This is a genomic window from Prevotella marseillensis, assembly GCF_900625065.1.
In the GTDB taxonomy this organism is placed as follows: domain Bacteria; phylum Bacteroidota; class Bacteroidia; order Bacteroidales; family Bacteroidaceae; genus Prevotella; species Prevotella rara.
In genome coordinates this window covers 23755-44145 of sequence record NZ_UYXY01000005.1, presented here as the reverse complement: position 1 = coordinate 44145, position 20391 = coordinate 23755, and the positions used below count along the sequence as shown (strand labels likewise).

The 20391-nt window shown below is 48.9% G+C and carries 14 protein-coding genes; 5 read left to right on the top strand and 9 right to left on the bottom strand.

Translation table 11 applies throughout. The features are described from left to right. Positions 1-91: 91 nt before the first annotated feature. Positions 92-2677, bottom strand: a complete 2586-nt coding sequence (locus tag EJL04_RS14880; protein ID WP_125105536.1) for an outer membrane beta-barrel family protein — start codon at positions 2675-2677, stop codon at positions 92-94. A gap of 709 nt (positions 2678-3386) precedes the next feature. Here EJL04_RS14880 and EJL04_RS14875 point away from each other — a divergent pair. The 4 genes from EJL04_RS14875 to EJL04_RS14860 all read left to right on the top strand — a co-directional run bounded on the left by EJL04_RS14875 (position 3387) and on the right by EJL04_RS14860 (position 10348). Further along, the gene (locus tag EJL04_RS14875; protein ID WP_125105535.1) at positions 3387-4766 is read left to right on the top strand and encodes an MATE family efflux transporter; all 1380 of its coding nucleotides are present in this window, start codon (positions 3387-3389) and stop codon (positions 4764-4766) included. A gap of 186 nt (positions 4767-4952) precedes the next feature. Next, positions 4953-6929, top strand: coding sequence for an alpha-L-arabinofuranosidase C-terminal domain-containing protein (locus tag EJL04_RS14870; RefSeq protein ID WP_125105534.1), 1977 nt, complete (start codon positions 4953-4955; stop codon positions 6927-6929). Between the two features lie 339 nt (positions 6930-7268). Next, positions 7269-7466: a hypothetical protein gene (locus tag EJL04_RS14865; RefSeq protein ID WP_021855081.1), complete on the top strand. Its 198-nt coding sequence runs from the start codon at positions 7269-7271 to the stop codon at positions 7464-7466. A 356-nt stretch (positions 7467-7822) separates the two neighbouring features. Further along, complete coding sequence (locus EJL04_RS14860; protein WP_125105533.1) at positions 7823-10348, top strand: outer membrane beta-barrel family protein; 2526 nt, start codon at positions 7823-7825, stop codon at positions 10346-10348. A 356-nt stretch (positions 10349-10704) separates the two neighbouring features. Here EJL04_RS14860 and EJL04_RS14855 read toward each other — a convergent pair whose 3' ends face one another. The 4 genes from EJL04_RS14855 to typA all read right to left on the bottom strand — a co-directional run bounded on the left by EJL04_RS14855 (position 10705) and on the right by typA (position 16345). Further along, positions 10705-12033, bottom strand: a complete 1329-nt coding sequence (locus EJL04_RS14855) for a hypothetical protein (protein WP_125105532.1) — start codon at positions 12031-12033, stop codon at positions 10705-10707. Then, a complete protein-coding gene (locus tag EJL04_RS14850) occupies positions 12030-12515 on the bottom strand; it encodes a T9SS type A sorting domain-containing protein (protein ID WP_125105531.1) in 486 nt (161 codons plus the stop codon). Before EJL04_RS14850 ends, EJL04_RS14855 begins: the two co-directional genes overlap by 4 nt. 909 nt (positions 12516-13424) lie before the next feature. Further along, on the bottom strand, positions 13425-14426 hold the full coding sequence (locus EJL04_RS14845) for a hypothetical protein (RefSeq protein ID WP_125105530.1): 1002 nt from the start codon (positions 14424-14426) through the stop codon (positions 13425-13427). A gap of 116 nt (positions 14427-14542) precedes the next feature. Then, positions 14543-16345, bottom strand: coding sequence for a translational GTPase TypA (gene typA / locus EJL04_RS14840; protein ID WP_021855086.1), 1803 nt, complete (start codon positions 16343-16345; stop codon positions 14543-14545). A gap of 272 nt (positions 16346-16617) precedes the next feature. Between typA and rpsO the strand changes: the two genes are divergently transcribed. Beyond that, positions 16618-16887 carry a 30S ribosomal protein S15 gene (rpsO, locus tag EJL04_RS14835; protein WP_021855088.1) on the top strand — a complete coding sequence of 90 codons (270 nt, stop codon included), beginning with the start codon at positions 16618-16620 and terminating at the stop codon, positions 16885-16887. Positions 16888-17171: 284 nt separating this feature from the next. Here rpsO and folK read toward each other — a convergent pair whose 3' ends face one another. The 4 genes from folK to EJL04_RS14815 all read right to left on the bottom strand — a co-directional run bounded on the left by folK (position 17172) and on the right by EJL04_RS14815 (position 20391). Next, positions 17172-17579 (bottom strand): 2-amino-4-hydroxy-6-hydroxymethyldihydropteridine diphosphokinase, encoded by a 408-nt coding sequence (gene folK, locus EJL04_RS14830; protein WP_053397399.1) that lies wholly within the window; start codon positions 17577-17579, stop codon positions 17172-17174. Between the two features lie 123 nt (positions 17580-17702). Continuing rightward, positions 17703-18821 carry a tRNA preQ1(34) S-adenosylmethionine ribosyltransferase-isomerase QueA gene (gene queA / locus EJL04_RS14825; protein ID WP_021855090.1) on the bottom strand — a complete coding sequence of 373 codons (1119 nt, stop codon included), beginning with the start codon at positions 18819-18821 and terminating at the stop codon, positions 17703-17705. Between the two features lie 3 nt (positions 18822-18824). After that, positions 18825-19544, bottom strand: coding sequence for a tRNA pseudouridine(55) synthase TruB (truB, locus tag EJL04_RS14820; RefSeq protein ID WP_125105529.1), 720 nt, complete (start codon positions 19542-19544; stop codon positions 18825-18827). 7 nt (positions 19545-19551) lie between these two features. Next, on the bottom strand, positions 19552-20391 hold the full coding sequence (locus tag EJL04_RS14815) for an undecaprenyl-diphosphate phosphatase (protein ID WP_021855092.1): 840 nt from the start codon (positions 20389-20391) through the stop codon (positions 19552-19554).

Sequence of the window (20391 nt, the reverse complement as noted above, 5' to 3'; positions counted from 1 at the left end):
GGCCGCCGTTCATCGCCTTACACCATTGTGCCAGGAAGCACGGAGACATTTAGCGGCCGCAAAGGTAAGCATTATTTTCAACAGACAGCCGCTACAGTCGCTGTTTCTCGCTCTCGCCGGCTCCCTTGCCTTTATATTTTGTCTTGGTGGCGTTGAACGTATAGTTTACGCTTATGCCTATGCGCTGCGTGTCCGACCATGTACGTCGGTCGTAGTATGTACGGTCACCATAAACAGTGAAACGGCCGCGCCCCATATTGAATATGTCGTCGGCAGAAAGGGCCACGCGCAGTGATTTGTCCTTGAAGAATGTCTTTACCACACGCAACCTCACCGTTCCATACTGCTGTTTTATGGCGTAGCTCTGTTTGCCCCTCAGGCCCAGGCGTGCTTTCAGGTTCAGAAACCAGCCGTGGCTGAAGGTCAGACTGTTGTCGAAAACGAAGTCAAAGCCGGGACGGTTCCACAGGTAAGGTATGCCAATAGAGCGCGCGTCTGAGTCATACCAGTCTATCGAAGCCGACAGGCGGGGCTGCCATATTCCTATTTTCGGTGTCAGTTCAACAGACATTCCGTACATATTAGTATAAGGTATGCTTGCCATTGTCTGCAGCATTACGCCCGGATGGCCGTCTTCATCATATGGCTTGAAGAACGAAGTATACATATTGAGTGCATAGTCGTACCATATCGAGAAATTAATCCATCTCCATCCGCCGTCGATTGTAAAGTAGTTATGTTTCTGTGGCACGAGGAGCGGATCGCCGTTACGGTACATATATTTGCTGACATAGCTTGTCGCGCTCGAGAGCATGCGGTAAAGAGGACTAAGTTTCAACAGACGGTAAGCCAGCGAAAAATTCCAGTCGCCATGGCTGTAGTCGACCGATGCCGACGGAATCAGGTCGTTGTACGTAGGGCTTTGCTCTGCCTTCAGCACGCCTGCTTCATAATACTTGGTACGCTGATGCTCGTAGCGCAATCCGGCACGTGCCGTAAAACGCCCCAGACCGAGAGTATAGTCGACAAATGCCGAATAAAACTGCTGTTGCAGATGGTCGTCGGCATCTGCCGAGAAGCCGCTCTGAGTGAAGCGGTCCTTGCGGTCGGTGAATGTCTCTTCCGTGCCAAACGCCACCTCGCCGCCAAGCAACGGGGCTGTTACCACCAGTTTGGCGGCATAGAGAGAATTACGCACGTCATTATATGATGTTGCCTCCACTTCGTCGTTGTTGGCAGCCACCTGCCAGCTGCGCGAACATCCGCCCACATAGTCGGCATTGAAGTCTATGCTCCACTTGCCGAACGTGCCTGTGTAGTATCCGTTGACCGAATGGTTCCAGCCGTTGTTCTTAGCCGTCTCCGACTCTGTCTCAATATTGTCATACTCGTCTCCGTCACGCAACAATATGGTGTTGCCCGTTATATGTGAGTTACTGTTGGCAAGAGATTTGTCAGCCACATAGCGCACACCGAACGACTGGCGGCTGTCGGGTTCATAGTTGAAGCCCGCCTCACCCTTAAAGTTAGAATCGTTGCCGGTCTCAACGTTGTCAGACATCATCGTCCATACTGACGACGTGTTCATCAGGCTTATAGTCTGGTTCTTTATGTAAGAACTGTTTTCCTTGAAGTTTCCCTTCACAAAGACGTCAAGACCGCCGGTGCGGTAGTTTAGCGAAAGGCCCTCGCGCCCTTTACCTTCATGACCTTGCGACCATTCGGCATAAGCCAGTCCGCTAAGTCCCTGTCCGCGCAGGCGTATTGTCTTTAACCGTATCACCGCCCCTACATCCGACGAATAGCGCGCACCGGGATTCATTATTATTTCGGCCTGCTGAATCTCCGTGGCGCGCAGCTGCCCTAGTTCGTTCGTGTCGCGCACCTTGCGCCCGTTGATGTAAATCTCTGCCCCGCCACGGCCTATCACACTGAAATTGTCGCCGTCGCCTGTAACGAAAGGCAGACTGCCAATCATGTCAGCTGCCGAACCCATCATGGAAAGCGGCGTGCCCGCAACGTTGGCCACAATGGTGCCGCCCCTGCGCTCCACCATCGGGCGCGACGCCTTTACCTCTACACCTTTAAGCATCATGGCGTCGGCCTTAAGGGTTATGCTGTTTTCTTGACGGCATGGCACGATGACTGTGGTGTAGCCTACAAAAGACACGCGGAGCAGACAGTCTTTCTGCGGCATTGAAGGCATGGCAAAAGTTCCGTCGGCTTCCGTGACGCATCCAGAGATATACGACTTGTCACCGGCAGCCAGCATAACAACATTTGCATAAGCCATGGGCTTACCGTTTTGGTCGGTCACACGGCCGCGCACACTGACGCTGCGCTGGCGCGACTCGCTGTACTGCACAACGAAGTAAGCATTGCGCTCAACAAACGCAAAGGGCTTGCCGCTGAGCAGGATACGCAGGGCCTCCGCTTGTGTCTTGTTTGCCACCGTGGCCGTAACCCTGAAACGCTCCGTCTCTTTATATGTAAACAGAATGCTCTTTCGGCCTGCTTTCTCGAGCCGCTTTAATGCTGACGGCAGTGGTTCGTCGGCAAACTTCAGCGTAATAAGCCTCTTGTTATTTTCTCCGGCATAACTTATGTTTAAGCAAAAAGCCATGAGGCACAGCAGCAACGGGAGTCTTATGTTTACAACAGTTTTATAAATAGCCATAATTCTTTGTCTTTACTTCTAATACAACCCAAGCACCGAAATGGGTATAGTATGCATGTCTTTTTATCAGTATTTAACATTTTAGGGTGTTTTGTGCATTTTCAAAAATGCCATATCTACCCTTCTTCCACTTTTATGACACATAAAAAGACATGAAGTAACCATAATCTAATCTGCCGACAAGACTGCATACGCAGCTGGATTTTGTAAATAAAACGGATTAATTCCGTTCACTTAACGCTCTCAGAACAGCGGTGCCGGACAAGAATTGGTCTTCAGACCGAAAAATTGCGCATTTTCAGGCATTTTAGTTAAGTTGTTGAATGACAAACATTTACAAAACTTTTGCAGTAAAAAGACAAAAGTTAAAAAACATTACTCGGCCATTTACGGGTCAAAAGTGGTGCATTTACGATGTAAAAGTGGGCTTTTTGTAATGCAAAAAGCCTAAACTTTAAAGGCAAAACCATGTTTTTTAGGACCCAAAAGAGGACTAAACGTAAATGAAAGTTAATAAAGCGACAGTTTTAAGCGGCGCAAATTAACATCCTTTACACATCGGTTTTCTATTTCAGAAAAAACTTTTGTCCTGATATTTTACCATGTCTTTAAATGCCATGAATATGCCATTTATTCTTTTATCCAATCATGTCATACTTTAAATTTTATTGATTACCTTTGTATGAATGTTTTAAATCAACAGCTGAAAATGAACAACGGCGAGGACCTTACACGGGGAAAAATAACACCTACTCTGCTGCGCTTCACACTGCCGATGATGGCGGGGGCGATGATGCAGCAGTGCTACAACATTGCCGATACGCTCATTGTGGGGCGCTTCATCGGTGCTGAGGCGCTGGCGGCCGTCGGCTCGGCCTACACGCTTATGGTGTTTATCACGTCCGTGATGCTCGGCCTGTCGATGGGCAGCGGCACGGTGTTCTCGCTAAAGTTCGGCGAGGGCAACATGGCAGGTCTGAGGCAGAGCGTGGCGGCAAGCCTGCTGCTTACGGGCGGAATAACCGTTGTGCTGAATGCCGCGGCATATATCTGGATTGACGGCACGCTGCGCCTGCTGAGCGTTCCGGCTGATGTTTATCCGCTGATGCGCAGCTACCTTATGATAATATACGGCGGCATAGCGCTGTCGTTCGTCTACAACTTCTGCGCGTCGCTGCTGCGTTCTGTGGGCAACAGCCGCACTCCGCTGTGGGTGCTGGCAGCGTCGGTGGTGCTCAACGTGGTGCTCGACCTCGTTCTCGTGCTCCTTTTCGGGCTCGGCATTGAGGGCGCTGCGTGGGCAACGCTCATATCTCAGGCTGCGGCTGCAATAGGCATAACGGCATATATACTGAAAACGCGCCCAGAACTGATTCCGCGCCGCAATGACATGGCCATAAGCCGGGCAACGCTCGGCGAGATAGCTACATTCTCGTCGCTGACTTGCGTACAGCAGTCGGTGATGAACTTCGGCATACTGATGGTGCAGGGCCTTGTAAACAGCTTCGGTATGGCCGTGATGGCGGCATTTGCGGCAGCCGTAAAAATCGACTCGTTTGCGTATATGCCTGTACAGGAGCTGGGCAACGCTTTCTCTACCTTCGTGGCGCAGAACTTCGGCGCATCCAAACGGGGACGTATACGCCGCGGAGTGAAGCAGGCTCTGCTGATGACGACAGTGTTCTCGCTGGTGGTGTCAGCGGCAGTCTTTGTGCTTGCCAAACCACTGATGATGATATTCGTGGACGGTTCGCAGCATGACATAATATCCATCGGCGTGAGATATCTGCGCATAGAGGGAGCCTTTTACGTTGGCATAGGCGTGCTGTTTCTGCTCTACGGCTACTATCGCGCCATTAGGATGCCGGGCATGTCTGTGGTGCTGACGGTGCTGTCGCTTGGTCTGCGCGTGGCGCTCGCCTATGCCCTGTCAGCCGTTCCGGGCATAGGAGTAGACGGCATATGGTGGTCGATACCTATAGGATGGGCTGTGGCAGATGCCGTAGGCATGCTCTACTACGGCAAGACGCTCAGGCGCATCTATGCCCGCAGGGGCAATGCCGCTCACGCCATGACTGTCAGGACTTAAAGCCTTCAGCCCTTAATGCCGGCCGAAACAGGGGTATGCCACTGCCGCAGACTGCGCAAGAACAGAGGAACGGACAAGAAAAAGTGTAATTTATGCACTTTTTACTTTGTTTTTTGCTACATATAAATATTTTTGACTACATTTGCAGCACTTTAAACTTAAACAATATAACATTATCTTTACAACATGAACTTAAGACTGATTGCGGGTGCTGCGGCACTTGCTGCGGCGCTGACCTCATCGTTTGCCCAGCCGCGCGTGATGGACGTCGACACGGGCAAAAACGGCGCCCCCATACAGAAGACAATGTATGGCATTTTCTTTGAGGACATCAACTATGGTGCCGACGGCGGCCTTTACGGCGAAATGCTGGTAAACCGCTCGTTCGAGTTCAAACAGAGCCTGACAGGATGGACAACCTTTGGCAACGTCAACGTGAAAGACGACGGCCCCTTTGAGCGCTGCCCTCATTATGTTGAGCTGGCATGGCCGGGACACGCAGACCGTCTGACCGGAATGCAGAACAGCGGCTACGGCGGAATAAGCCTAAAGCAGGGCGAAGACTACAGACTGACGCTGTGGGCAAAGGCAGCCGAGGGTGAAGGCGGCATAAAGGTGGAACTTATAGACCAGCTGACCGACAGCGAACCTCAGGCCTTCGTAACACAGGAACTGAAGATAACATCTGGAGAATGGAAAAAATATGAACTGATAATGAGGTCGCCCAAGAACGACACAGAAGCAAGCCTGCGCATCCTGCTCAACGGCAAGGCTCCGGTGTGTCTCGAGCACGTAAGCCTCTTCCCCGTAAAAACATTCAAAAACCGCAAAAACGGCATGAGGGCCGACCTGGCTCAGGCGTTGGTCGACATGCACCCGGGCGTGTTCCGCTTTCCGGGCGGATGCATCGTTGAGGGCGCCGACCTGCAGACACGCTATCAGTGGAAGAACACGATAGGCCCCGTAGAGAACCGCCCCGTGAACGAAAACCGCTGGCAGTATGCCATGAAGAGCCGCATCAGTCCCGACTACTATCAGAGCTACGGACTGGGCTTCTTCGAATATTTCCAACTGTCTGAAGACATTGGTGCCGAGCCGCTGCCTGTGCTCAACGTGGGCATGGCATGCCAGTTTCAGAACAAGGACGACAGCGCCAACGTGCCTATGAGCGAGCTGCAGCCATACATACAGGATTGCCTCGACCTCATTGAGTTTGCCAACGGCGACACCACCACTACATGGGGACGCAAGCGCGCCGAGATGGGGCATCCCGCACCCTTCAACCTTAAATATATAGCCGTGGGTAACGAGCAGTGGGAAGAGCCTTACTTCAAGCGTCTGCCGCCGTTCGTCAAGGCTATACGCGAGAAATATCCCGACATAAAGATTATAGGTACATGCGGACCGGCGCCCGAGGGCGAGATGTTTGAACACGGATGGAAGGCCATGAGAGAAATTGGTGTCGACCTCGTAGACGAACACTACTACAAATCGGAAGAGTGGTTCCGCAACAGCAGCATGAGATACGACAGCTACAGCCGCAAAGGCCCGAAGGTGTTTGCCGGCGAATATGCCTGCCACGGCGACGGAAAGAAATGGAACCATTATGAGACATCACTATATGAGGCTGCCTTCATGACCGGACTGGAGCGCAACGCCGACGTGGTGCTCATGGCCACCTACGCTCCGCTCTTTGCACGTGTTGACGCATGGCAGTGGCGCCCCGACCTGATATGGTTCGACAACGCACGCATGTTCAAGTCGGTAAGCTACTACGTACAGCAGATGTATGCCTGCAACAAAGGCACCAACGTGCTAAAGCTGACCATGAACGGCAAGCCTGTGGCAGGACAGCAGGGGCAGGCCGGACTGTATGCCAGCGCAGCAGCAGACAACGGTGACGGCTCGGTGATTGTAAAAGTTGTGAACACAGGCAAGACCACACAGCCCGTGAGCGTCAACCTTAAAGGCATGAAGGGCGAAAGGACGGCACAGACAACCACACTGACCTGCACCGACATGGATGCCGAAAACACTTTAGAGGAGCCCGAAAAGATTGTACCTAAGACGGGCACGCTTACATGTAAGGCAGGCAAAAAATGCACAGTGATTGAGGACGAGATTGCCCCGATGACCTTCAGAGTATACAGGATAAAGAAATGACAGAAGCGACGCCCGGCACTGGCTCATGGCTAACAAAGGCCGCAGCCGGACGCATGACTAGAACATAGAGCAGCAGGCTACGCAGGCAGGACAATGCACACAACAACATTCTACCTGACATGCAGGCTGCATAACGCCTGACTCCGGCAGACAACTGGCAGAGAGCATAACATGGCTCTGCCCCACCGCTGTCTGCCGGAGTTTTGTTTACATCCATAATGCCATAAAGTAATGGCTACATGACTACAAAGCACAAATATTTGACAGTTTTTCTGTCTCCGGCATTAAACCAACAGCCATGCTGCAACGTCTTATTATTAAGAAACAAAAACTTTTACCATGAGAAAGACAATAATAATCGCTACAATCGCACTGTTCATCGGCTTAGGCACGACATCGTGCGTAACGACACGCCCTCCGCACGGGCCGCACCCCAAGCACGTCAATCACAAGCCGCCGAAACCGCCAAAGAAGAAAAAGCATAAGCACCCGAAACCGCCTAAAAAGGACGAACCGCCACACGGATACTGGCACTGACAGCAGTCGAAGACTCTACGGCCAGACCGTCGCTGCGCAGCAAGGCGCATTATGCAGCAAAGCATACGGCAGCAAGCCACACCGCATACAACAAGCCCCTGACCTTGACATAGGCCGGGGGCTTGATGCATATAGCCAATCAGCGCCTTCCGCAAACCGATGTGAAGAGCGCGAATGCAGAGAAAAGCACACATCAATAAAGGCATAAGGCACTAAACAACGATTTGCCGGCATTTAGCTGTCAAGACGAGAGATTTACGGCTTAAATACTCCAAATTTGGTTTTATTAACACGTAGCGCTTGTGTGTAACTAAATTTATTAGTTTCTTTGCAGAAAGAAAAAATGAACACCTGTTATGAAAACACTTTTGCTCCTTTTATTATCTCTCGTCGCAGCCATGCCGGCAGCAATGGGACAAGTTGCAGACCAAAAGTTCACGGTCAGCGGAACGGTGATAGACTCGATAAGCCGCGAGGGCGAACCATACGCCACGATAAGCATAGCCAGAAAAGAAAAGCCCGGCAAGGCCGTAAAGATGGCCGTAACCGACAAAGACGGCCGCTTCAGCGAGACGATGAGCGGCAAGGGCAGCTTCGTCATAACCATAAGCTCCATAGGGCGCAAAGCCATAACAAGAAACTTCAGCGTGACAGAAGGCAAAAAGGCTATAGACCTGGGCACACTCTACATCACTGACGCCAAGAACGAACTGGAGGGCGTTGAGATCGTGATGCAGAAGCCGCTTGTGAAGGCCGATATTGACAAAATTGAATACGACATAGAATCAGATCCCGACTCAAAGTCGAACTCGATAATAGAAATGCTGCGCAAGGTGCCGCTGGTGACAGTAGACGGCGAAGACAACGTAACCGTAAACGGCAGCAGCTCGTTCAAGGTATATGTGAACGGACGGCCCAACAATATGATGACCAAGAACCCGAAAGAGGTGCTGAAGAGCATGCCGGCCAACAGCATAAAGAAGATAGAGGTGATAACCGACCCGGGGCCTAAATATGACGCCGAAGGCGTGGGCGGCATACTAAACATCGTAACCATAGGCGGAGGCATAGAGGGATACACGCTCACCCTGAACGGCAACGTGAGCAACCGTGGAGCCGGCGGAGGCCTGTTCGGCACGATAAAGTCGGGCAAGCTGACGGTGAGCGCACGCTATAACTACAACTACGACGGCAACAGGACGGGCTACAGCGAAAGCTCGCGCACGGTTACAGAAGATAACATAAGCGCCGACGCGTCGAACATGGCATCGAGCTCTGAAAACAAGAGCCACGGCAACTTTCAGTCGGGAAGCATCGAGGCAAGCTACGAAATAGACTCGCTTAGGCTTGTCACCATGTCGCTGGGCCTATGGGGCGGAGGCAACAAGGGCAACAGCATGTCGGAAATGACAGGAACAAGTCCGCTGGACGGCCACCCACTATACGGCTACTCAGCCATGGGAAGGAGCAACTCTTCATGGAAATCAATAGACGGCGGCATCGACTATCAGAGACTCTTCAAGGTGAAAGACCGCATGCTGACGCTGTCATACAAAATAAACACCAACCCTGACGCGAGCGACTACTATACTGACTACGACGAAATAAGTGCCGACAACGGATGGGAAGACTATATCAGCAGGCTCGAAAACCAATACAGCGACAACAGTGAGCGGTCGACCGAACACACGTTTCAGGTCGACTACACCACACCTATAGGCAAGATGCACACCGTTGAAGGCGGAATGAAATACATAATAAGAAACAACAGCTCGGAAAACGACCGCTACATAAAGCCTGCCGAAGACGGCGGCGAATATGTCTACGACACGGAGCAAAGCTCTCACTATAAACATGAGAACGACATCATAGCGGCTTATCTGGGATACAAGATAAAGGTGAAGAAATGGTCGGGACGGCTCGGAGCAAGATATGAACACACCATACAGGACGTGAAATATCTGCTCGGACAGGGCGATGACTTCAGAAAGCACTTCAACGACCTTGTGCCTTCGGCCACGATAGGATACAGGCTTACGGATATGTCTAACCTGAAACTGGGCTACAGTATGCGCATCTACCGCCCCGGAATATGGTATCTTAACCCATACCTGAACAACACCGACCCGTCAAACCTCAGCCAGGGCAACCCTAACCTGGAAAGTGAGAAGAGCCACTCGTTCAATATAGGCTACAGCAACTTTACGTCAAAGCTGAGCCTTAACCTCTCCATGCGCTACTCGTTCACCAACAACAGCATTGAAAGGCTGACGACAATGGTGAACGACAACAGCATAGCCGGACTGCAGAACCCAACAGGCAAGGACGTGCTCTACTCCACTTACGAGAACATCGGCAAGACACGGTCGGCGGCAATGAGTGCATACGTAAACTGGAACGCGACAAAGAGCACCAGGATATATGCCAACATGAACGGCCAGTGGCAATACTTCTCCGACGGCAAAGACCTCAGCAACAGAGGCTGGAACATGTATCTGTCAGGAGGCATACAGCAGTCGCTGCCAAAAGAATGGCGCATAAGCCTCAACGTGTTCACGATGACACCGGGCATCACGCTGCAGGGACGCGGCACGAGCTATACAAGCTACGGCATAAACATCAACAAGTCGTTCCTGAACAAGCGGCTCACGATATCGGCCTTTGCCAGCAACTTCCTGAAAAAATATATGGAATATAAGAACACAACATCGAGCACAGACTTTATACAAAAGTCTGTTTCAAAATACGACAACCAGCGCTTCGGCATAAGCCTGAGCTACCGCATAGGCGAACTGAAGGCAAGCGTGAAGAAGGCTGCCCGCTCGATAAGCAACGACGACGTGAAAGGCGGCGGAGGAGGCAACGCTTCCGGCGGACAATAATTCCGCCACGGGATAAACGCAGACGTGATGTTGTGCAGGAAATGATATAATGCAAAAGCGTGAAAATATTTCGGGAACAACATGCCCGGTAAAGCCTTATGTCACGCATGGCTCTATATGACGAGAAAACATCATAGCAGGCTATTGACCGCAACACATCCGGCACTCCGCTGTAATCGAAAATGTGTCATACGCCAACGGCATCAGACTCGACATAAACTGCATACATACAAAACAAATCTGCAAGATAAGGCATCATAACAGACGCCATATCTTGCAGATTTATTTATTGGCACTGCCTGCATGACATAGCCCGGCAAACAGGCTCACTTACAGGCATTGCTCTTGTTGCCTAATTATTTTCCGGTCATTGTCATCTTGCCCTTAGAAGCCTTCAAAGCCTTTGTAAGCTTCACCATAGGAACAGAGTTGCTGCCAGAAATAACGTTCTTGACCATCTTGCGCTTCATTACAGGAGCCGACTGCTTCTTCTGTGATGCAGGTGCCTCAGGAGTTGTAAACTCTTTCTTTGCAAGAGGTCCCCATTCTTCATTGATATTCTGGGCGATAGAGAAGGCAATGTAAGAAGTGTTCGGGTCAGCCGTCCACGAAGCCTCGTCTACACCAAACTGGTTCCAATAAGGATCCATAGGATTATCGGCCTTAAGATACTCTAAGATCATATCCTCATTCCATTCTTTATCATAAGCATCCTTCTCAATCAACATGTCACGGTGCATAGAGGTCTGATCATTAGGAGTATATGTAACCACCTGATAATAACCAGTCTGAGCGTTACCGCCGAATTCGCCGATAGTGATTTCCATCTGTGCAACACCTTCACCTCCAAGTTTCTTAGTAGAAACCGGTATTATTACCATATCAGCAAAAGTGCCGTTTACGTCCCATGCCTGAACGTAGATTTCATAGTCTGTTCCCGGACTGTTTTTGCCCCATGTGTTAGTAGCCTCACCTGTGTTGTTCAAGCCCATTCCTTTAACATAGTCGCCTAAAGTTTCAAATCCGAACATCGCGCCAATCATCTCGAAGTTCTCCTCAGCAGTGCCTGCAGGGAACATCAGTGCAGCATAACCGGCAACGCCTGATCCTGGCTTGAATGTTACTGTTATGTCGCTTGTGGTAACCTCGTCAATGGTATAATTGATAGAGCAGTCGCCAACAAGGTCTTTCTTCGGTGTGGTGAAGTTTGTTCTTGTTGCTCCGCAAGGAATCTGATACTGGTCGTATCCGACAGTAATGATTGCATACTCAGCATTTGGCTTGAAAGCAAAGTCGAATCCGTGCAGTCTGCCGTCTACAAAGTCCTGGAACAAGAATTCGTTATCACTATTGTCAAGATAATTTGCAATAGCAGCTTCAGACGTAAGCCTGTCCGCACGAATCTTAGACAGACACGCAATCTTGAAACCTACACACTGAGGCGTGCGTGTAACAGACAAAGCAACGGTGTCGCCGGTGGCTCCGCTGTAAAAGCCTTTATACTCTACGTCGGCTGCAACGCGGCCCTCAAGCGAAACAAACGAAACGCTGTCGATACGCTCTACGAGATAACCTTTAGTGTTGCCTGTCTTGTCGGTCACTAACATACGGTTAGGATTTGTCTGGGCATAGCCCATTACAGCCACGATGGCCAATATGATTGTAGTAAAAAGTTTTTTCATCATTTCATGAATTTAATTGTTTTTTTATTTACGCTGAACAGATATACACCTTTTGTAAGGGCGCTTGTGCTGATAGGAGTTCCGTCCCAGTTCTCCTTTGCTATGATAACCCTGCCGCTCAGATCGCATACTCTTACGCGGGCAGCCTGACCGCCCTGCAATCCGTCGGCACCGAGCATTCCTCCACGGTAATAAGGCACAAGAGAAGAATCTTCTGCGGCAGGCAGACCTTCAATGCCGGTGCCTTCAGAAGTGAATTTCAAGCTCATAATGTCGCTAAAGGAGATTGTCTCTTTCGTTCCTGACGTACCATTAATCTCCATGCCATGGTCGCCAAATGTTATCTTTGCGATATCCGTCAGCAAGTATGACTTGCTCTCAGAGGCCTGCGATGCGGGATTGACCACAAGACTGGTGGTCTGCGCATCTGCTGTGAGCCCTCCGTAGGCTAACGCAAGAAACATCGGAATAAACGTTTTTTTCATAGAAATGAATATTTAATTAATAAAAATGTAAGAACCTGTGGCGGCTCTTACAGAGCTTCCAAATACAAATGTATGAATTATTTCCTACGGGCAATGCAAAAATTAAAGAAATTTTCCCAATTTTCAATGTTAAATTCATACATACTACATCTTTTGTAAATGTTTTTCAATGCACAGTTTATATAATCACACATATCCGGCATTACATTATATCACAAATACCAAAGCGCCTGCATTATTTTCTCTCTAAGAAATACATCGGCAACAACTTTAGACACATTTTCGGCCATAAAGATTACTATATGATTTAAGCACACTTTGGCCTTTACAGCAAAAACTGCTTAATATGTTTATTTTTGCTAAAAAACATACGGAGCACATACCATTACTTTCAGAACACCAAAATAAGAGGCAAGTGAATTTGGCAAAAGAGTTAAAACATGATGATTCATATCATTACATTTTACATAAATATTCAGGTTTATGCAAAATCTTGCATAAAATAAAACTTGTATCCTTTCACCTTATAATATATGGTATATTGGAAAGCAAAACACGGCATATTGCAGGCCGAAAAGGCATGTTTCGCAATGAAGAGTGATAGAATAAAAAGTTTTCGCAAAAAACTCATCACTCGTCACATTTCAGCATAAAACCCTGACAGACAATTATTTATAGCGTGACGAGTTGGAGTTTCAACTCGTCACAGTCTGGCAGAAGATGCCATTTTAGCCGAACTTAACCAGTAAAACACTTGCTTGAAGTCTACCTAAATCAGGAAAAATAATATTTTGTCCTTAATTAAGCATGATGTGACGAGTTGCCGTGGCAACTCGTCACACCGTAACATACTGCAATACAGAAAGTTATACAGCGTTGTGACGAGTGACGAGTTTTTAAGAAAACTTTTTACGGTTTCATCTGACTTACGGCCTCTTCAAGCGGCTTGCTGAGCGGCGGAACATCAGCCGGAACAACAAGCTGCTCGGCAGTTTTGTCCTTCATGGCAGCCTTCCTTTCTGCCTTGGTGGCATATCTCACGCCTGTAACATAAAGTTCCTCATACATATCAATAGGTGTCATTGGATTTTTTCCCGGTGTTTTGCCCTTTGCATTCACACAACAATAACGCCTCAAAAGATTGCTGAGCTTGGGCTGACCATACTTTGTGCTGTACACCTCGCCTTCTTTAATGCCCATAAAGCGAATCTTATATCCAAAGATATTTATTGTAAGACTGTCCGCTCCGGCAAACGCACTGTCACAATATGCAGTAAACGTCTTATTCACCGTATCATTTTTCAGTCCTAAGACACAACCTTTCCACCCGCGAGATACAACCTTATCAGAAGCTGTGTCTGTAAAAATGTCTGATTTTGGCAAATTCTCAAGCAGCATATAGCGCCAGCTAAAAAACGAACGTGAAAAGCCATATTTGTCATCCAATGTATGCACTTTTTTCTCCGAACGCGTCTTGCACTTCACCCTTCCACTGCCGATAGGCAAATAATAATCATAAAGTCCTTCACGGAAAGAAGTCGGCACAGAGTCGGTGAATACATATGCTCTGCAATAAGCAGATATCACAAGATAATCAGGCTCGCCAACCTTAGCCTCAACTTCAGGTATTGCGTATGCACGTGGCTTCAGCATCACGACGCCGCTGCTGACAGTATCTGCAAGAAACTCCTTTTCATAATAGTTGATATGATTAACCGTAACCTTGCCCTTATATCCATTTGGCAGAGGCAAAAGGCCGTCGGCTCCGCTAACGCCCACGCAGCGGTTGCCCGAAATAAACACACTCGCGGCATGCACCGTACTGGAGTCGGTCATGTCGACAATCTTAATCTGCGCGCTGACACATAATGCTGACATCAGCAAAAAGAAACTGAATAAAGTTTTTTTCATAGTAAACGTCTAATTTAAAAATTAAAAGTCAAGAATAAAGGAAACCTGCCCGTAATACAGAGAAGGACACGCTTTCCTTAATTCCTGACTCTTTATGTTGATATAGTAAAGCTTATTTACTGCTTGTTGGCACGCTTGCGGTCGTTGTGGTCAAGAATAATCTTGCGCATACGCATGCTCTTAGGCGTAACCTCTATAAACTCATCTTCCTTGATGTACTCCAAAGCTTCCTCAAGTGAAAGCACTGTGCGCGGGATGATGCGTGCCTTGTCGTCTGATCCGCTGGCACGTGTGTTGGTAAGCTGCTTTGCCTTTGTCACGTTTACCACAAGGTCGTTGTCGTGAACATGCTCGCCCACAACCTCGCCGGCATACACTTCCTCACCCGGATCGATGAAGAACTTGCCGCGGTCTTGCAGTTTGTCGATAGAATAAGCATAGGCAGTGCCTGTCTCCATGGCTATCATCGAACCGTTAATACGGCGTGAGATGTCGCCCTTGTAAGGCTGATACTCCTTGAAGCGGTGTGCCATGATGGCCTCGCCCTGGCTTGCGGTGAGCACGTTGGTGCGCAGACCGATGATGCCTCTCGACGGTATGTCGAACTCAATGTTCACGCGGTCGGCCTGACTCTCCATTGATGTCATCTCGCCCTTGCGGCGTGTAACCATATCTATCATCTTGCTTGAGAATTCTTCAGGAACGTTGATAGTAAGTTCCTCGATAGGCTCACACTTAACGCCGTCGATTTCCTTATAAATTACCTGCGGCTGACCAACCTGGAGCTCGTAGCCCTCGCGGCGCATGGTCTCGATAAGCACTGACAGATGCAGCACACCACGTCCGCTTACAATCCACTTATCCGTTGAGTCCTCGAAAGGAGCTACACGCAGCGCAAGGTTCTTCTCGAGTTCCTTCTGCAGACGGTCGTTGATGTGGCGACTGGTGACAAACTTGCCCTCCTTGCCGAAGAACGGCGAATCGTTGATGGTGAAGAGCATGCTCATTGTAGGCTCGTCGATGGCTATAGGCGGCAGCGGCTCCGGATTTTCAAAGTCGCATATTGTATCGCCGATTTCAAACTTCTCCAATCCTATGATGGCACAGATGTCACCGCTGCTCACCTTGTCGGTGCGCACGTGGCCCATACCCTCAAAGGTGTGAAGCTCCTTAATCTTGGTCTTCTCCTGAGAGCCGTCGCGATGAGCTATCGTCACGTTCATTCCCTCTGTGAGAGTTCCGCGGTGAACACGTCCCACGGCAATACGGCCTGTATAGCTTGAATAGTCGAGACTGGTTATCAGCAGCTGCGGCGTGCCCTCAAGAGCCTTAGGCGCAGGGATAACCTCTACGATTTTATCAAGAAGATATGTGATGTCTGTTGTAGGATTCTTATAGTCCTCACCCATCCAGCCGTTCTTCGCACTTCCGTAAACAACGGGGAAGTCGAGCTGGTCTTCGGTGGCGTTAAGAGAGAACATAAGGTCGAACACCATTTCATAAACCTCTTCAGGGCGGCAGTTGGGCTTGTCAACCTTGTTGACAACAACGATAGGCTTCAGTCCTATCTGAAGAGCCTTCTGCAGCACGAAGCGTGTCTGAGGCATAGGGCCTTCGAAAGCGTCAACGAGCAGCAGACATCCGTCTGCCATGTTGAGCACACGCTCCACCTCACCTCCGAAGTCAGAGTGTCCCGGAGTGTCTATAATGTTTATCTTGGTTCCTTTCCAGTTTATCGAAACGTTCTTAGAAAGAATGGTTATACCTCGCTCACGCTCCAAGTCGTTGCTGTCGAGCACCTGGCCGCTCAAGTCTTGTCCGTCACGGAACAAGTTACCGGCCAACATCATTTTGTCCACAAGTGTGGTCTTACCATGGTCTACGTGGGCAATAATAGCTATGTTTCTGATATCTTGCATACTAATACCTTAAAAGTCAGGTGCAAAGTTACACATTTTTTTCGTAACATTTTGCTCTATACAGTTTTTTTGCATAATATTGTAAAGAACATATCCTCAAAATGATACATTGCCATAAAAAATAATCGAAATTTATTTTATATATAACTTTTTATTTGTAATTTTGCACCCGATTTCGGAGAATCCGATGCATTTGATGATGTTCACGCCCTCACAGCGGCGCGCTGCATCAGAAAGATGTAATCACAAAACATTTAAAACAAAAAAATTCAATGTATTTAGATCAAGCTAAAAAACAAGAGATCTTCGGCAAGTACGGAAAGTCTAACGCTGACACAGGTTCTGCAGAGAGCCAGATAGCTCTGTTCTCTTATCGTATTTCACACCTGACAGAGCACCTGAAGAAGAACCACAAGGATCACGCAACTGCAAGATCACTGACTATCTTGGTAGGTAAGCGCCGTGCATTGCTCGACTATCTGTACGACCGCGACATCAACCGCTACCGTGCAATAGTTAAAGCTCTTGGTCTGCGCCGCTAATTTAAGAAAGCGCAAACAAAGCTTAAAAGAAACACGAAGTCCCGAAACTGTTACTAAACGGTTTCGGGACTTAGCTTTTTATAACGTGCCAACCTCCCGTATACATACAGCCACGGCGTTGACATAACTGTTAATAGCATTTCTGTGCTATAAGGCTGCAAGTTACATGCCGGCGCCCATTCAGGCGCGTACCTGCACATAAAAACACAGACAACCAAATTATGGCTGCCTGAATGCGGTTATTATAATAATGTGTGTTTGTATGATGACCCGGCTATGCCTGCTCATCCGAGAATCTCGCGCAGCGGCTTCATAACAAAGTCGCGCTCATGCATAAGCGGATGCGGTATCTTTAAATCAGGCTCATCCACCTTTACATCATCATAAAGAAGAATGTCGATGTCTATTATACGGTCGTGATACTGGCCGTTTACCGACTTTACCGTGCGCCCCATGTCACGCTCTATGGCCTGCGTAGCTTCCAATACGGCACGCGGACTCAGCTGAGTAGACACGCATACAGCTGCATTGACAAACATATTGTCTGAAGAAAAGCCCCACGGCTCGGTTTCGTAAAGAGACGAAACACGCTCTACCCTACCAATGTGTTCACCGATAAGATCAACGGCACGCCTTACGTTATGTTTGCGGTCGCCTAAATTTGTGCCAAGAGAAAAATAAACCGTATGCAATTAGGAAGCAAGAATTAAGGATTAAGAAATAAAAAGTTTAGAATTGGAAAGTAAGAATTAAGAAACAAGAAAAGATGCCTTTGCGGCAAGACCTCTCACTTCTTAATCCTTACTTCTTATTTATCAGTCGTTTACGATGAGCATTGCGTCACCGTAGCATCCGAACTTATATCCGTTCTTCACGGCCAGGTTGTAGGCCTCCATCACGACGTCATAACCGCCGAAAGCAGCAGTTGACATAAGCAGCGTTGACATCGGATGATAGAAGTTGGCTATCATAGAGTCGGCTACGCCAAACTCATAAGGCGGGAAGATAAACTTGTTAGTCCATCCTTCATATTCTTTCAGCATCTTGTCTGTACCCACAGCCGTCTCAGTGGCCTTGATCACGCTTGTGCCTACGGCGCAAACATGATGTCCTGCAAGCTTGGCATTGTTAACCGTCTTGCATGCCTCCGCACTAATAAACATCTGCTCTGAGTCCATCTTATGCTTGGTGAGGTCTTCAACCTCAATGTCGTGGAAGTTGCCCAAAGCGCAGTGGAGAGTGATAAATGCGAAGTCGATACCTTTAATCTCCATACGCTTCATCATCTCACGGCTGAAATGCAGACCAGAGGCAGGAGCCGTAACAGCACCTTCGTTCTTGGCAAAGATACACTGGAAGTCGTCTATGTCTTCAGGTGTTGCCGGACGGCGGTCTACGATATAATGCGGCAGCGGAGCCTCTCCGAGTGCGTAGAGGTCGTGCTTGAACTCATCGTGAGGACAGTCGTAAAGGAAACGCAGCGTGCGTCCGCGGCTTGTAGTGTTGTCGATAACCTCGGCCACCATGCTTCCGCTCTCGTCAAAGAACAGTTTGTTGCCGATACGTATCTTGCGGGCCGGCTCAACCAGAACGTCCCACAAACGCATCTCCTCGTTAAGTTCACGCAGAAGGAACACCTCTATCTTAGCGTCGGTCTTCTCTTTTGTGCCGTACAGACGTGCGGGAAAAACTTTTGTATCGTTGAATATGAACGCGTCGCCCTCATCAAAATAGTCAAGAACATTGCGGAAGTCGAGATACTCGGGGTTGCCGTCCTTGTCTTTCAACGGCTCACCATTCTCGTCTTTCTTGTACATCTCTATTTTCTGAGACACCCGGTGCACCACCATAAGCCTGCACTCGTCACGGTGATATGGCGGATTAAGGGCTATCAGCTCTTCAGGGAGTTTAAACTTAAATTGTGACAGTTTCATATCTTAAATATTCTCGGTTAATTTATCTTCTATTGTTTGCTGCTCAAGCCACGCCGGAACATCGTCGAGCTTTATACAGTCTTCTATGCGTATGTCGCCCACACGCGTGCGGCATAGTGCCGTAAGATAGGCTCCGCTATTAAGTGCCTCGCCTATGTCGCGCGCCAGCGCCCTTATGTATGTGCCCTTGCCGCACACCACCCTGATGCTCATCTGCATCTTTTCTGGGTCGAACCAGAGCAGTTCTATCTCGTTGATGCGCAGAGTCTTCGGCTTAAGCTCCACGTCGCGGCCCTTGCGCATAAGCTTGTATGCGCGGTCGCCGTTGACCTTGCAGGCTGAATAAGCAGGCGGCACCTGCTGTATCTCGCCCACAAACTTGGGCAGCGTGGTCTCTATCAGCTCGCGCGTGATGTGCTCTGTGGGATAAGTTGCGTCCACGGGATGCTCCATGTCATAGCTTGCCGTGGTTGCACCCAGCTGCAGCGTGGCCGTATATTCCTTTGTATGGGCCTGCAATTCGTCAATGCGCTTGGTGGCACGGCCCGTGCAGAGTATCAAGACTCCTGTGGCCAGAGGGTCGAGCGTACCTGCATGACCAGTCTTTACGCGCTTTACTCCAAGACGCTGTGATATAAGATAACGAACCCTCGCAAGCGCGCCGAAGCTCGACATGCGATAGGGCTTGTTGATGCATACTATCTCTCCTTCGGTAAAATTCATACACTTCTCAGTCTGCCATCTTCATGTCAACGCCACAAAGCATGCAGATTAATATTATGATTCCTACTACTATACGATACCAGCCGAAAGCTGCGAAACCATATTTTGTTACATAATTAATAAAGAACTTTATCGCAAGAATGGCTACGATGAACGCCACCACAGAACCTACGATAAGCATCTCAAGATTATTTCCGGTTGCAAGGAGCGAACCATCGCCATGACTTATCAGCTTGTAGGTTTCGAGACACGTGGCTCCGAACATTGTCGGAACGGCGAGGAAGAACGAAAACTCAGCCGCAGCCTTGCGAGTCAGCTTCTGCGACATACCGCCGACTATAGTCGACATTGAACGCGACACGCCCGGAATCATTGATATGCACTGGATAAGGCCTATTATGAATGCACGGCGATATGTAAGTTTGGTGTCCTCTGAGCCGTTGCCGAAAAGTTTATCGCAGAACAGCATGAACACACCTCCAACTATAAGCATGACGGCTACGAGCGTAACGTTGCCAAGATTAGACTCTATGAAGTCGTTGAAAGCCAAGCCCAGCACCACTGCCGGCAGCACGCCGACAACAAGACGGGCATAAAAGTCATACATGGCCTTCCAGTAAGACGTTCCGGTCTGAACCGCCTCAGGATAGAAGAAGCGGCGCCAGTAAAGACATATCACAGACAAGATGGCTCCAAACTGTATGATAACAGTGAACGCCTTTACAAAAGGAGTGCTCTCCACTCCAAGAAGTCCCTGAGCGATAATCATGTGTCCGGTTGAAGACACAGGCAGAAACTCAGTGAGTCCCTCGACGATTGCAATAATTATAGTCTGTAAAAGATCCAT

Bases quoted from the DNA above. Each gene is read 5' to 3' on its own strand.
- truB (WP_125105529.1), bottom strand. From the start codon at position 19,544: ATGAATTTTACCGAAGGAGAGATAGTATGCATCAACAAGCCCTATCGC.
- EJL04_RS14865 (WP_021855081.1), top strand. From the start codon at position 7,269: ATGAGAAAGACAATAATAATCGCTACAATCGCACTGTTCATCGGCTTA.
- EJL04_RS14855 (WP_125105532.1), bottom strand. From the start codon at position 12,033: ATGATGAAAAAACTTTTTACTACAATCATATTGGCCATCGTGGCTGTA.
- EJL04_RS14870 (WP_125105534.1), top strand. From the start codon at position 4,953: ATGAACTTAAGACTGATTGCGGGTGCTGCGGCACTTGCTGCGGCGCTG.
- queA (WP_021855090.1), bottom strand. From the start codon at position 18,821: ATGAAACTGTCACAATTTAAGTTTAAACTCCCTGAAGAGCTGATAGCC.
- rpsO (WP_021855088.1), top strand. From the start codon at position 16,618: ATGTATTTAGATCAAGCTAAAAAACAAGAGATCTTCGGCAAGTACGGA.
- EJL04_RS14875 (WP_125105535.1), top strand. From the start codon at position 3,387: ATGAACAACGGCGAGGACCTTACACGGGGAAAAATAACACCTACTCTG.
- EJL04_RS14845 (WP_125105530.1), bottom strand. From the start codon at position 14,426: ATGAAAAAAACTTTATTCAGTTTCTTTTTGCTGATGTCAGCATTATGT.
- EJL04_RS14815 (WP_021855092.1), bottom strand. From the start codon at position 20,391: ATGGATCTTTTACAGACTATAATTATTGCAATCGTCGAGGGACTCACT.
- EJL04_RS14850 (WP_125105531.1), bottom strand. From the start codon at position 12,515: ATGAAAAAAACGTTTATTCCGATGTTTCTTGCGTTAGCCTACGGAGGG.
- EJL04_RS14880 (WP_125105536.1), bottom strand. From the start codon at position 2,677: ATGGCTATTTATAAAACTGTTGTAAACATAAGACTCCCGTTGCTGCTG.
- EJL04_RS14860 (WP_125105533.1), top strand. From the start codon at position 7,823: ATGAAAACACTTTTGCTCCTTTTATTATCTCTCGTCGCAGCCATGCCG.
- typA (WP_021855086.1), bottom strand. From the start codon at position 16,345: ATGCAAGATATCAGAAACATAGCTATTATTGCCCACGTAGACCATGGT.